The sequence below is a fragment of the Streptomyces sp. NPDC091271 genome, assembly GCF_044757505.1.
In the GTDB taxonomy this organism is placed as follows: domain Bacteria; phylum Actinomycetota; class Actinomycetes; order Streptomycetales; family Streptomycetaceae; genus Streptomyces.
This window is the reverse complement of sequence record NZ_JBIVVD010000001.1, coordinates 516,986-530,306: the sequence shown is the minus strand read 5'-3', so window position 1 is coordinate 530,306 and position 13,321 is coordinate 516,986. Positions and strand designations below refer to the sequence as shown.

Here is a 13,321-nt window from a genome sequence, read left to right as displayed (position 1 = left end):
TCGGTACGAAAAGGGCAGATAAAAGGTGCTGAGGGCGTCAGCGCAGCCGGAAGGCCTTCATCGCCTTGAGGCTGCGGCTCATGAAGGCGGCGTACTTCTCGTCGTCCATCCCGAAGGCCGGAGCGAGGGGGATCAGCCGCTGCTGGGCGACCGTCTGGGCCTCGGTGTACTTCAGGATGCCCTCGGAGCCGTGCCGCCGGCCGAGGCCGGAGTCCTTCATGCCGCCCATGGGCGACTGGACGCTGCCGTACGCGGGTGCGTACCCCTCGTTGATGTTGACCGTGCCGGTCCGCAGCCGTGCGGCGACGCGGTGGCCGCGTCCGGCGTTCTTCGTCCAGACACTGGAGTTGAGGCCGTACGGGGTGGCGTTGGCGAGGGCCACGGCTTCGTCGTCGTCGCTGAAGCGGTAGATGGAGACGACCGGGCCGAAGGTCTCCTCGCCGCAGACGGCCATGGGCGCCTCGACGCCGTCGAGGATCGTCGGCTCGTAGAACAGCGGGCCGATGTCGGGGCGGGCGACGCCGCCCGCGACGAGTGTGGCGCCCTTCTCGACGGCCTCGGCCACGTGACGGCTGACGGTCTCCAGCTGCCGCTCACCGACGAGGGAGCCCATGTCGGCGCCGTACGCGAGGGAGTTGCCGAGCCGCATGGCCTTCGTGCGCGCGGCGAAGCGCTCCACGAAGTCGTCGGCGACCGACTCGTGGACGTAGAGCCGCTCGATGGAGATGCAGAGCTGCCCCGCGGAGGAGAAGCAGGCGCGGACGGCGCCCGCGGCGGCCTTCTCCACGTCGGCGTCCGCCAGGACGAGCATGGCGTTCTTGCCGCCGAGTTCGAGGGACACGCCGACGAGCCTGGCCGCGGCGCCCTGGGCGACCTCACGGCCGGTGCGGGTGGAGCCGGTGAAGGAGACGTAGTCGGCCCGGCTGACGACCTCGGGACCGACGACCGGGCCCTCGCCGATCACGACCTGGAACACCTCGGCGGGGAGTCCGGCCTCGATCAGCAGGTCACGGGCCCACAGGGCGGTCAGCGCGGTCTCCGTGTCAGGCTTCATCACGACGGCGTTGCCGGAGACGAAGGCGGGGAGCGCGTCGCCGACGGAGAGTTCGAGCGGATAGTTCCAGGGGGCGATCTGGCCGACGACCCCGCGAGGCTGGCGCAGTTCGGTGACCTTGGTGAGGGTCGGGACGACTCCGGTGTGCCGCCTCGGCTTGAGGTACGAGGCGGCCTTGCGCCCGTAGTGCCGGGCCGCGACGGCGACGGCCTGCACCTCCTCGTGGGCGTGCAGCCTGGCCTTGCCCGTCTCCAGCTGGATGAGGTCGAGGACTTCGGACTGGCGCTGCAGGACCAGGTCGTGGAAGCGGAGCAGCACGGCTGCCCTGGCCCGGACCGGCGTCGCGGCCCAGGCGGGCTGGGCGGCCCGGGCGCGGTCGAAGGCGGCCGCGACGTCCTCGGGGGTGGACTCGGGCAGGTCGGCCAGCTTCTCCCCGGTGAAGGGACTGTGGTTGGCCGTACGGCCGGAACCGATGACGTCACGGGTCAGCTGGGCGATCACCTCGGGTGTGACCACGTCGGCGGCGGTGCGCGCGCCGGCCGGGGCGGCGGCCACCGGATTGGTGCCGACGCGGGTGCCGGGGGCGGCGGTGGTCGTGGAGGCCTGCGAGTCCGTCATGAGGGCGAGAGTATGTCCACCCGCCCACTTTGGGTACCCGTGGGTAACAGGTTTTCACAGACCCCGCCAGAGACCCCTGCCCCGACCAGCCATACGGCCAGTGATCACTGGCGGTATAACCGCTGATCAGGGGCGATCCGCCGTCCTTCGCGGGAACGGGCGTCAGGAATCGTGAATCCTCGGCCGCTCAGCCACCTCGGCGTGACCCGCACGGGGCACCCGGGGCGGGCGAGCCCCCTCAGCCCGTCCCCTCCGGCGGCTCCCAGCCTCGCAGCATCGTGTCGAAGAGCTTCCGGGTCTCGGCCCAGTCCCCCTCGGGCCCCGTCATGTAGAACGCGTACTCCGGCCCGCCCTCCTCGGCGAAGTACATCTGGTCGATGCCGTGACGCGGGCCGGGGAAGTCCTTGGACTCGACCCAGGTGAACTCCCAGAGGGAGCCGGGGCGGTCGCGGAAGACGTTCTCCTCCAGCGACAGGCGTTCGTACGCCGGCAGGCGCACGGCCAGGTCCTTCTCGATGCTCTGCATGTGCGCGTACGAGTTGTTGAAGTCGGGCTGCGGATCGAGGCTGATCCGGATGCGGTGCGCGCCGTTGTCCGGGGTGTAGTCGATCTGACCGTCGTTCAGCTGCCGCTCCCAGTCCACGGGCACGACGAGGCTGAAGCCCTCGGGATCGGTGACCTTCTTCCAGCCGTCGGGTATCCCCGGCCGGGCGGACCCGCTCTCCTCGCCGGACACCTCGTCGGCGGAGCCGGACACGTCGTCGGCGGAGCCGGAGGGGGTGGGAGCCGGGCCGGCGGTGGTCAGGTCCGACGTGCCTCCGGTCCTTCCGCCGCCGTTGTCCGCCTTCATCGCGACCAGCCCCGCGGCCCCGCCGATCAGGACGGCCACCGCGATGACGAGCAGGACCGTGCGCCAGCGGCCCCGGCCACGCGGGGCAGCGGTCGGCGCGGTGTGCGGGGGCGCGGGCGGCGGGGGCGGGGAGAGCTGGGCGGTGGAACCGTCCGGGCTGAAGAAGTCGCGCAGGTCGTCCTCGGACACCCGCTGCGTCGGCACGTGCGCCTGCGCGGCGCGGGGCTTCCGCCCCTCCATCGCGTCCAGCAGCATGCGCTCGGTCTCCTCGGCCGTGGGACGGTCCGCTGGGTCCTTGCGCAGCAGCGCGGTGATCACGGGCGCCAGCGCGCCCCCGCGCAGCGGCGGGGGCGGTTCCTCGGTGACGACGGCCTGCATGGTGGAGATGGGGGACGTACGGCGGAAGGGCGAGCTCCCCTCGACGGCCGTGTAGAGCGTGGCGCCCAGCGACCAGAGATCGGACGCGGGGCCCGGGTCGCCGCCGCGCACCCGCTCGGGTGCCAGATAGTCGATGGAGCCCACCAGTTCACCGGTCCTGGTGATGGTGGAGTCGCCCTCGATCGCGGCTATCCCGAAGTCCGTCAGCAGCACCTGGCCGTCCCTGGCGAGCAGGACGTTGGCCGGTTTCACATCACGGTGCAGGACACCCGCGCCGTGGGCTGCCCGCAGGGCACTCAGCACATGGAGCCCGATCCTGGCCGCCTCGCGGGGCTCGACCTCACCCGACTCCTTCGTCGCGTCGGCGAGCGAGGGCCCGTCGACGTACTGCATGACGATCCAGGGGCGGTTGTCGTACTCCAGGACGTCGTGCACGGTGACGACACCTGGGTGCGTGATCCGGGCCGCCGCGCGCGCCTCCTTCTGCGTGCGGGCGTGCAGCACGGCCCGGTCCGCCTCGGCGACGTACAGCCCGGCGGTCAACTCCTTGACGGCGACCGTCCGGTGGAGCACTTCGTCCTGGGCGCGCCACACCTTGCCCATGCCGCCTCGGCCCAGGACCTCACCCAGTCGGTACCTTCCGGCCAGTACGAGCCCAGCGTTCGTGCCCTGCGCGTGTTCCACGTCTGTTCGCCCCGTTCCTTGGGACGACAGGGTACGGACGGGAGGTGGTACCGGGAAACCTCGCATCGCTCACGAGACCGCACTGTGATGCTTGCCGCGCCGCGCCGACGCGCTGTCAGGAGCCCACGCGATAGGTGGAGATGGCCTGCTGGTAGATCTCGGAGACCTTGTCGCGCTCGTTCTCCGGGCCGATGACCTGGACGATGTGATACCTGCCGTCCACGATCATGACCAGGTTACGGACGTACACCTGACGGCCGTCACCCTCCTGCCAGGTGAACTGCCCCTCCGCCATGGCCTGTCGCCCGATGTCGACACGGCGCAGGCCGGTGGACGTGGCCCAGCTGGACTCCCGGAAGGGCTTCAGCTCGGGCTCCGCGGTCCGCTGGTAGTCCAGCGGGTCGCTCCCGTTGGCCTTGACGGTGTCCCGGCCGGGCACGACGAGCACCGTGAACCCGTCGCTGCCGTAACGGATCTGACGGTCGGAGCCGGTCGCACCGCGCTGCCAGCCCTTCGGCACGCCGATCTCGAAGCCCTCGGCGTCCTTGCGAAGCTCGTAGCCCTCCGCGAGAGCCGCGGCGGAGCGGCTGGTCTGCGGCTTCTCCGAACCCGATGAGCCCGACGAGGCCGATTCCGACGGCCCGCCGGACGGCGCCGCGCCGCCGGAGGGGCTGTTGCCGGGGTCCGGTGCGGCGGAGCCCGAGGGCGACGCGCCCGTTCCCGTCCCCGGTTCCGACTCGGGCATGAACAGCATGGCGTAGGCGATGGCGGCCGCCATCAGCAGCAGGATCAGCACCAGCAGCAGCCGTCCCAGCCGTCGCGGTGCCCGGCCGCCCGGCTGCGGCTGGCGCAGCACCTTGGGCCCCTTGGGCTCGCGGGGCGCACGCGGCGGCTTCTCGTGCACCTCCTGCCGCTCGTACGTCTGCGGCTGCTCGCGGCGCTGCGGCCTCCCCTGGCGGTGCCGGCCGTGTGCCGCGCCGCCGCGGCCCCGGCGGCGGCGCACCAGCTCGCCCCGGCGGCGTACGACCGGAAGGCGGGTGGCGTCGGCGGGCGGCAGCGTGACGATGTCGGCGCCGGCCTCGGGCTCCGGGGCCGAGCGCACGAGGGAGCGCAGCCAGCCGCGCAGCTCCTCGAAGTCGGGCCGCTCCGTGGGGTCCTGACGCAGCAGCGACTCGACGACCGGCCGCAGCGGGCCGCATTCCTCCGCGAAGGCGGGCGGCTCGCCGCACACCATCTGGACGAGCTCGGCGGCGTTCTCCTCCGGATACGGCGCGTGGCCCTGCACGGCGCGGTAGAGCAGCGCGCCGAGCGCCCACAGGTCGGTGGAGGGGCCGATGGGCGGGGCGAGCTGCCAGTTGTCGTGGACCGGCCCCGCCTGCTCGGGCGCCCACCGCTCGGTGACCGCGCCGACCACGGCGATGCGGGCCTGCCGGGCGCGTTCTGCGGCGAGGGGGGTGGCCGGGCCCCGGTAGGCGGGGGTGGTACCGCTTCCGGCGACGACCTCGTCCCACCCTCCGGCGGGCGTACGGGCGGCCACCGGCTGCGGCAGCAGCCTGTCCTGGCGTTCCACGGGCCCGCTGCCGAGACGCCGGGCGTCGGCGCGCAGCGCGTCCTCACCGGAGCCACCCGATCCCCCGGAGCCGCCCGCGGGCACGGGCCGGCCGGAGCCGGGGCCGTCGCCCCATGTGCCGGCGAGGTGGACACGCCGGCCGGGGGGCGTGGGCCCCGGGCCCTCGTCGTCGTCCTCGTCGTCCTCGTCCTCGTCGTACGCGTAGGTGTACGGGTCGTCCGCCGCCCGGCTCCAGGTGGCGGGCAGCTGCGGCAGTCCAGGGGCGGGAGGCGCGACGGTCTGCTCCTGCTCATCCGCGTCGGGGCCCTCGCCGGGGCCGCCGTCGCGGTCGTGTTCCGCGCGCTTCCGGTCCTCGCCCGCGCGGGCCGCGGCTCGGGCCCCCGCGCGGTAGGCGGCGATGGCTCCGGCACGGGCGGCGCGCAGCTGCGCGGCGCTCCCCGCCCCGGGCTCCGCCGGGGGCAGGGGCAGCCCGGCGGGCGGCGCCACCTCGATCTCTCCACGGGGTCCGGGGGCCGGCACTCCGTCGGTGGACGCCCGGGGGGCCGGCAGGGCCTCCGGAGCGGACAGCACGTCGGGGCCGGGCAGGGCGGCGCCCGGCTCGAACGACGCCGGGGTCTCGTACGGACCCGCCTCGCCGGCCGGGGGCTCGTACGGCTCGGACTCGACGGCCGGGGGCTCGTACGGCTCGGACTCGACGGCCGGGGGCTCGTACGGCTCGGACTCGACGGCCTGGACGTCGTACGGCTCCGCCTCGGCGGCCGGGGGTTCGTACGGGCCGGTGGGGCCCGATTCGACCGCCGGCGGCCCGTAGGTGTCCTCCTCGTCCGGATCCGTACGAGGCGCCGGAACGTATCCGCACAGCGCCTCCTCGGCCGCGCCCGCCGCGAGTCCGGTCAGCACGACTCGGCCGTCGTCGCAGACCAGCACCGTGCGGACCGTGATGTTGCGGTGCGTCCAGCCGTGCGCGTGCAGCACCCGCAGGGCCGTGAGCACGTCGGAGCCGATCTCTGCGGCCCGGTAGGGGTTGAGGGGCCGCTCCGCGAGGAGCGCGGCGAGCGGCCGGGCGGCCACCAGCTCGCTCACTATCCAGAGCGATCCCGCCTCGGCGAACACGTCGAAGACCTGGTCCAGACGCGGATGGTCGGGCACCTGGGCCGCCGCCTGCGCGGCCTCGATCGCCCGCCGGACCGCGGGGTCCGTGGACCGTCGCACCGTACGCCCGGTGGCGCGTCCGGCAGAGGGCAGACCGTCGGCGTCGAGCACCTCCGCGTCCACGACCTCCGGCAACGGCACCTGCCGCACCAGGACTTCCTGTCCGCTGTACGTGTCGAAGGCCCGCGTCTCGACCAGCTCGTAGGCGTCGGACGGGGGCAGCGGAAGGCGGTAGCGGTCGGCAAGCACCCGACCCGCGTAGTCGTCCACGACGCCTCCCCAGAGCGCGCTGTCCCCCGGTCACCGAGACCGCATGAATCCGTCAATTGCGGTCACTTGCTGTGCAATTGGCCCTTCATTCCGGCTGCGTACGGTCTTCGGCCTCTCACAATACGTGGCAAGTCGAGGGCGCGCGGCCGTGTCACGGCAACCGGGCCGCCCGGGCGGTCAGCCGGGCGGTCGCCCGGGCGGTCAGTCGGTCGGCTCGAACGTGGCGAACGCCGTCTCGCGCAGCGTCCGGCACTCGTCGTCGTCCCAGGTGTCCGCCTTGCAGCTGATCATGATCGAGTAGCCGTGGGTGGCGTCGACCTTGAAGCCCCGGTTGAGGACCCGGATCCGCATGCCCTGCTGGTCGCGTGTGAACTCCCAGTCGGCGACGGTCGGGTAGCCGTTGTACTCGACCTTCTTTATCCCGATGTGCTTGTAGCCGTCGCTGAGGCTCTTGGTCGCCGCGACCGCCCCGGCCCAGGCGGCCGCCGCGTCGTCCTTCGGGGAGGAGTTGTAGTCGATCTGGACGCGGGGGAAACCACCGTCGGCGTTGTAGATGGCGCCGGAGTTCTGTCCCGCTATTTTGTCGAACTTGAAGTTCCCCGGCATCGCCATGGAGAAGTGGAACTGCTGGTTGGCGACCGTCTTGAACCCGGCCGGCAGCGCGTCCGGGTCCGGGGTCTTTTCGCCGGTCTCCGGCGAGGGGGAGGTGTCGCCTGTCGCCTCGCCCTGCCCCTGGCCGTCCTTGCCGCCGTCCTGCTCGCTGTCGTCATTCTTGCCCGAGCCTCCGCCGGAGGCGGCCTCGGTGTCGCCGCCGCCCGCCGCACCGGCGGACGCGGCGGTGTCGCCCTTGGAGCCACCGCCTTCGTTGCCCGTGTCGTCACCGCCGAGGGTGAGCGCCAGGACCGTACCGAGGACGGCGAGCACGACGACGCCGGCGATGACCGCCAGCGTGCGGCGCGGCACGACATCGGTGATCGACGCCCGCGGCACGGCCGGACGCCCGGAGCCCGCGGGCCCGGAGGCCGACGCCGTGGCGGCCGTGCCCGGAGCATGCGGGGGGACCGGGGGAACGGCAGCGCCCGCGGCTGCCGGGGACTTCGCGTTGCGTACGGACCGCAGGGCGCCGCGCAGCCGGTCCCGCGTGCTCTCGGCGATCCCGGAGACGCCGACCGGAGTGGTCGCGGAGGAGGAAGCGGAGCCGGTGGCCTGGCCCGCGGGGACCGATCCGCCGGTGTCCGGTCTTCCGGAGCCCGTGACTGCCTCGGGCCCGCCGTCCTCGGCTCCCGAAGTGGACACGGCAGCGGCGGCAGCGGCAGCGGCCTTCTTGCCACCGCCCTTGGAGTCGCTCCTGCCGCCCTTGTCGCTCTTGGCGTCACCGATCGTGGGCAGCGCCATGACCTGGGTGGAGTCGGCCGGCGGGACGACGGGCTGTTCCGGAGCGTTGATCACCGCGTTGAGCAGGACACGCGCCCCGGCGTCGTCCAGCCGCTCGTCGGGGTCCCTGGCGAGCAGGCCGTAGATGACCTCCTCCAGCTTGCCCGCGTGCGCCGGCGGCTCGACCGGTTCCGTCATCACCGCGGTGAGCGTGGCGATCGCCGAGCCCTTGTCGTACGGCGGGCGGCCCTCGACGCTCGCGTACAGCAGCCCGCCCAGCGACCACAGGTCGGCGGGCGGCCCCGGCTTGTGACCGCGGGCCCGCTCGGGCGAGATGTAGGAGGGGGCGCCGACGAGCATGCCCGTCGAGGTGACCGAGGGGTCGCCCTCGACCTGCGCGATCCCGAAGTCCGTCAGGACGACCCGCCCGTCCTCCGAGATCAGCACGTTGGACGGCTTCACGTCGCGGTGCAGGATGCCCTCGCGGTGCGCCGAGCGCAGCACGTCGAGGACGGCGAGACCGACCTCCGCCGCACGCCTCGGCGTCAGCGTCCCGTCCTCACGGATCACCTCGGCGAGGGACTTGCCCTCGATGAGTTCCATGACGATCCACGGGCGGTCGTCCTCGTCGACCACGTCGTAGACCGTCACCGCGCTGGTGTTGCGGATCCTCGCGATCGCCTTCGCCTCACGCAGGGTTCGCGTGATGAGACGCCGCTTCTCGTCCTCGTCGATCGACGACGGGAACCGCAGTTCCTTGACCGCGACCGTACGCCCCAACGTCTCGTCGGCAGCACGCCAGACCGTGCCCATGCCGCCCCGGCCGAGCACCTCCCCGAGCCGGTACCGCCCCGCGAGGAGACGTCCGTCCTTGTCCCCTTGGGGCTCCCGCGCCTGCTCCGCCTCCGACATGCGTCCCCTCTGCGATCAACCCGCCCTGGCAGAGCGTTCATTGTCCCTTACCCCGGGACCGGTCGTGGCCCCGGGTCGGGGCGGCCCTGGTGCGGCCGGCGGAAGAAATCCCCTGCCATGCCGACATACAGGGCGCTGCCCACCGCCCCGCTGGTGCTGACTCCGCCCGCCCTGGGAACGGCGAGCCTGCCAAGCGAACCACACCTCACGACCGCATCGTCCTACCTCCCCCGGTCCGCCGTCGAGGGCCGCGCCCCCGCGGCCGCACTTCCGGCACCCCCGCATCACCCCCGGAGCGAGGAGAAGTACGGCTCCGCGCGCCGCGGAATCCCGGCGGGGGACCACGTCGACGCGGCGTCACCACGTGCGCGGGCAGGGGAAGGCCGGCTCCGCACCTCACGGAACCGGTCTGCCCGCGCCGGGGCCCCCGGACAGGGCTCCCGGCGCGGCTTCCTGAAACGACCTCAGCGAGGCACGATGTCCGGCGCCCCCAGCCGTGCCGCGTCCGCCGTCAGGTCGTCGGGCTGCCGCTGGGACTCCCGCTCCGCCTCCACGCGCTTGCGGTAGTGCTCCACCTCGCGCTCGACCTGGCCCGTGTCCCAGCCGAGCACCGGCGCCATCAGGTCCGCGCACTCGCGGGCACAGCGGGTGCCCCGGTCGAAGGTCTCGATGGAGATCCGGGTGCGCCGTGTCAGGACGTCGTCGAGGTGCCGGGCGCCCTCGTGCGAGGCGGCGTAGACGACCTCCGCCCGCAGGTAGTCCTCGGCGCCGGCCAGCGGCTCGCCCAGTGAGGAGTCGCCCTTCACGAGCTCCAGGAGCTCCTCGGTCATCGAGCCGTACCGGTTGAGCAGGTGCTCGACCCGGACGACGTGCAGACCTGTACGGGCGGCCGTCCTGGCCCGGGCGTTCCACAGGGCGCGGTACCCCTCGGCACCCAGCAGCGGGATGTCCTCCGTGACGCATTCCGCCACCCGCTGGTCCAGCGCGTGCACCGCCTCGTCGACGGCGTCCTTCGCCATCACCCGGTACGTCGTGTACTTGCCGCCCGCCACGACGACGAGACCGGGCGCCGGGTGCGCCACCGTGTGTTCGCGCGAGAGCTTGCTCGTGGCGTCCGACTCGCCGGCCAGCAGGGGGCGGAGCCCGGCGTAGACGCCCTCGACGTCGTCCCTGCCCAGCGGGGTGTTCAGCACCGAGTTCACGTGTTCGAGGAGATAGTCGATGTCGGCGCTGGAGGCGGCCGGATGCGCCTTGTCCAGGTCCCAGTCGGTGTCGGTCGTGCCGATGATCCAGTGCCGTCCCCACGGGATCACGAAGAGCACCGACTTCTCGGTCCGCAGGATGAGCCCGGTCGAGGAGTGGATCCGGTCCTTGGGCACCACGAGATGGATGCCCTTGGACGCCCGGACGTGGAACTGGCCGCGCTCGCCGATCAGCGCCTGGGTGTCGTCCGTCCACACCCCGGTGGCGTTGACCACCTGCTTGGCCCTGATCTCGTACTCCTCGCCGCCTTCGACGTCCTGCACCCGCGCGCCGACGACCCGCTCACCCTCGCGGAGGAAGCCGGTCACCCGCGCCCTGTTGGCCACATGCGCGCCGTAACCCGCGGCCGTGCGCACCAGGGTCGCCACATAGCGCGCGTCGTCCATCTGGGCGTCGTAGTACTGAAGGGCTCCGACCAGGGCGTCCTTCTTGAGCGCGGGGGCGACCCGGAGGGCGTGGCGCCGGGACAGATGCCGGTGCACGGGCAGCCCGCGGCCGTGTCCGGAGGAGACCGACATCGCGTCGTACAGCGCGACGCCCGAGCCCGCGTAGAGCCGCTCCCAGCCCTTGTGCTGCAACGGGTAGAGGAAGGGGACGGGCTTCACCAGGTGTGGCGCCAGCCGCTCCAGCAGCAGCCCGCGCTCCTTCAGCGCCTCCCGTACGAGAGCGAAGTCCAGCATCTCCAGATAGCGCAGCCCGCCGTGGATCAGCTTGCTCGACCTGCTCGATGTGCCGGACGCCCAGTCGCGCGCCTCGACCAGTCCGGTCGAAAGGCCTCTGGTGGCCGCGTCCAGCACGGTCCCGGCGCCGACCACGCCCGCTCCCACGACCAGCACGTCCAGTTCGCGCTCGGCCATCGCGGTCAGCGCCTCGGCGCGCTCCGCGGGTCCCAGTGTCGCTGTCCTCACTGCTGCCTCCCGGTAATCCCGGTGCATCGGGGGTCGTACGGCACGTGAGCGGAGACCGGCCGGAGGGCCGGGCGCCCGTGCCCACCCCTCGATTCTGTCCGCGGTCCACGACTTCAGCCACCGCCTGTGGACAACACCCGCCCCACAAGAGTCACAGAATGCGACATATAGGTCATATTTACGCCTAGTCTGACATAGCGCTGTCCCCAGCAGTTGCACTTTCTGTCTCTTGGCCTTAGGGAAGGACGGCCCACATGCCCGCAGACCTCGCCGTCATCGGACTCGGTCACATCGGCCTGCCCCTCGCCCAAGCAGCCGTAGGCGTGGGAATCCACACCGTCGGCTACGACACCGACCCACGCCCCTTCGCCGAACTCTCCGCGGGCCGTACTCCGGTCGAGGGATCCCTCAGCGCGTCCGACATCCGGCGGATGATCTCGGGCGGCTTCCGGCCCACCGCCGACCCCGCCGAGCTGGGCCGGGTGCGCACCGCCGCGATCTGCGCCCCCACCCCCCTCGGGCCGGACCGCGCCCTCGACCTCCGCGCCGTCACCGACGCGGCCCGCGCGCTCGCCGCCCGGCTGCGGCCGCACACCACCGTCCTGGTGGAGTCGGCCGTGCCGCCCGGCACCACCGAGAACGTCGTACGCCCCCTGCTGGAGGAGGGTTCCGGGCTGCGCGCCGGCCGGGACTTCCACCTCGCCCACTCCCCCGGACGCCTCGACCCCGGCAACCGCACCCATGTGTACGGCAACACCCCGAAGGTCATCGGCGGTCTCACCCCCGCCTGCACCGAATCGGCCGCCGCCTTCTACGGACGGCTCACCGACAAGGTCGTCCGGGCCCGCGGGCCGCGCGAGGCGGAGATGACGAAGGTCCTCGAAACCAACTTCCGGCACGTCAACATCGCGCTCGTCAACGAGATGGCGGTGCTCTGCCACGACCTCGGTGTCGACCTCTGGGACGTCATCAGGTGCTCCGAGACCAAGCCGTTCGGCTTCGAGCCGTTCCGCCCGGGCCCGGGTGTCGGCGGCCACGGCGTCCCCGTGGACCCGGGCTACTTCCCGTACAACAGCCGTACCCCCGGACACCCGTTGCGCATGGTCTCGCTGGCCAAGGAGATCAACGACCGGATGCCGAGCTACGTGATCCAGCGCTGCGCCACCCTGCTGAACGAACACGGGAAGTCCGTCCGGGGGGCCCGGGTCCTGCTTCTCGGTGTCACCTACAAGCCGGACCTCGCCGACCAGGAGGCCTCGCCCGCCCGGGAGATCGCGACCCGGCTGATGGACATGGGCGCCCAGATCGGTTACCACGACCCGCACGTCCTGGACTGGCGGGTGCGCGACCAGCCCGTCCCCCGCGCCGACTCGCTCTACGAGGCCGCCGCCGGGGCCGACCTGACGGTGCTTCTCCAGCACCATCGCACGTACGACCTCCAGGGCCTCGCCGTGAAGGCCCAACTCCTCCTGGACACCCGGGGAGCGACCCCGGCGGGAGCCGCGCACCGGCTCTGAGAACACCCCGAGGCCGCCCGAGGCCAGTGCCCGCAAGGATCGCGGTGGGCTGTGTCGGCACGGGCTGCTAGCCTGCGGCGTCACTCGCACACTCGTGCGCGTATCCGTCCCAGGGGGAAGATCCACCATGAGCCAGCCCGTGCAGCCGCCGAATTCGCCACAGCAGCCCTACGGCGGACAGCCGGCCGACGGCAACCCGTACGCGGCGCAGCAGCCCGTCCAGACCGGCAACCCGTACGGCCAGCAGCCTCCGGCGCCGACGGGCAACCCGTTCGCCGGCCAGCAGCCGGGCCAGTTCGCCGGTGGACCGTTCCCGCCCGCCCCGCAGGCGGCCGGCAACAAGGTCGGCCTCGGTGTGCTGGCAGCCCTGGGCGCCGCGATAGTGGCCGCCATCCTCTACGGCGTCCTGGCCGGGTCCATCGAGCGTGAGGTCGGCTACGCGGCCATCGGCGTCGGCTTCCTGGTCGGCTTCGCCGCGAGCAAGATCGGCGGCGCCAACCCCGCCGTCCTCGGCGCGAGTGCCGTCTTCTCCCTGGTCGCCGTCTTCCTCGGCCAGCTCATCGGCATGTCGATGATCCTCGCGGACGGTCTGGGCGTCGGCTTCTCCGAGGTGTTCTTCGACCACTTCAGCGATGTCCTCGACATCTGGAAGGAGGAGGCCGACTTCATGACGTACCTCTTCCTCCTCCTGGGTCCGGTCGCCTCCTTCGGTGGCGCCAAGCGGGCCGGCTGACACCTCGCGCACGCACGACGGCCCGGACCAGAGGAATG

General features: G+C 72.6%; 7 protein-coding genes. 2 read left to right on the top strand and 5 right to left on the bottom strand.

The features are described 5' to 3' along the window. Positions 1–37 precede the first annotated feature (37 nt). The 5 genes from ACIQM3_RS02670 to ACIQM3_RS02650 form a co-directional block, all read right to left on the bottom strand. The gene (locus tag ACIQM3_RS02670) at positions 38–1,672 is read right to left on the bottom strand and encodes a succinic semialdehyde dehydrogenase (RefSeq protein WP_401617764.1); all 1,635 of its coding nucleotides are present in this window, start codon (positions 1,670–1,672) and stop codon (positions 38–40) included. Positions 1,673–1,910: 238 nt separating this feature from the next. Beyond that, complete coding sequence (locus tag ACIQM3_RS02665) at positions 1,911–3,584, bottom strand: serine/threonine-protein kinase (protein WP_401617761.1); 1,674 nt, start codon at positions 3,582–3,584, stop codon at positions 1,911–1,913. A 115-nt stretch (positions 3,585–3,699) separates the two neighbouring features. After that, the gene (locus tag ACIQM3_RS02660; RefSeq protein ID WP_401617759.1) at positions 3,700–6,576 is read right to left on the bottom strand and encodes a protein kinase; all 2,877 of its coding nucleotides are present in this window, start codon (positions 6,574–6,576) and stop codon (positions 3,700–3,702) included. Positions 6,577–6,777: 201 nt separating this feature from the next. Further along, positions 6,778–8,862: a serine/threonine-protein kinase gene (locus tag ACIQM3_RS02655; protein WP_401617756.1), complete on the bottom strand. Its 2,085-nt coding sequence runs from the start codon at positions 8,860–8,862 to the stop codon at positions 6,778–6,780. Positions 8,863–9,326: 464 nt separating this feature from the next. Then, positions 9,327–11,033, bottom strand: a complete 1,707-nt coding sequence (locus tag ACIQM3_RS02650; RefSeq protein WP_401617753.1) for a glycerol-3-phosphate dehydrogenase/oxidase — start codon at positions 11,031–11,033, stop codon at positions 9,327–9,329. Positions 11,034–11,287: 254 nt separating this feature from the next. Here ACIQM3_RS02650 and ACIQM3_RS02645 point away from each other — a divergent pair, with 254 nt between their 5' ends. Next, positions 11,288–12,550, top strand: a complete 1,263-nt coding sequence (locus ACIQM3_RS02645; RefSeq protein WP_401617750.1) for a nucleotide sugar dehydrogenase — start codon at positions 11,288–11,290, stop codon at positions 12,548–12,550. Between the two features lie 127 nt (positions 12,551–12,677). Next, positions 12,678–13,283: a hypothetical protein gene (locus ACIQM3_RS02640; protein WP_401617747.1), complete on the top strand. Its 606-nt coding sequence runs from the start codon at positions 12,678–12,680 to the stop codon at positions 13,281–13,283. Positions 13,284–13,321: the final 38 nt, after the last annotated feature.

What these genes read in the sequence shown, in the direction of transcription:
- ACIQM3_RS02670 (WP_401617764.1), bottom strand. Translation starts at nt 1,672, where the DNA reads ATGACGGACTCGCAGGCCTCCACGACCACCGCCGCCCCCGGCACCCGC.
- ACIQM3_RS02655 (WP_401617756.1), bottom strand. Translation starts at nt 8,862, where the DNA reads ATGTCGGAGGCGGAGCAGGCGCGGGAGCCCCAAGGGGACAAGGACGGA.
- ACIQM3_RS02645 (WP_401617750.1), top strand. Translation starts at nt 11,288, where the DNA reads ATGCCCGCAGACCTCGCCGTCATCGGACTCGGTCACATCGGCCTGCCC.
- ACIQM3_RS02640 (WP_401617747.1), top strand. Translation starts at nt 12,678, where the DNA reads ATGAGCCAGCCCGTGCAGCCGCCGAATTCGCCACAGCAGCCCTACGGC.